The following is a 310-nucleotide window of genomic DNA, read 5'->3' as shown; positions in this document are numbered from 1 at the left end:
CAAAAAATAGAGTATTCAGATGAATATAAATTCCTAGAGGATGAAAGAACATATTTAGTAAAACAATATGCCACAGGAAAGCCAAAAGATAATGATTCCTTCTTAATTTTTGACATAACTAAATTAAAAACAGAGCTGTCAAAGGCTAGTGAGTAGGATTATTAAATGTTAAAGGAGTTAAAGGAATATTTAAATATCACCTTTGAGGATAAAGATTCTATTCTTAATGGCTTTTTAGAAAGTGGAAAGATCTATTTAAATAATATAGCAGGAGTTAGTCTTGAATTTAATACTAACTCCTATAATAAAA

Annotated in this window: 1 protein-coding gene; it reads left to right on the top strand. The window is 26.8% G+C overall.

The window, feature by feature from the left end:
• Positions 1–165: 165 nt before the first annotated feature.
• Positions 166–310: head-tail connector protein (locus GBZ86_RS18965; RefSeq protein ID WP_170272339.1), on the top strand; the 145-nt coding region annotated here is incomplete at its 3' end.

Origin of the sequence: Clostridium tarantellae (assembly GCF_009295725.1) — a bacterium.
GTDB classification, from domain to species: Bacteria; Bacillota; Clostridia; order Clostridiales; family Clostridiaceae; genus Sarcina; species Sarcina tarantellae.
Note: the sequence above shows the minus strand (reverse complement) of the source record. Positions and strands in the feature narration are given on the sequence as shown.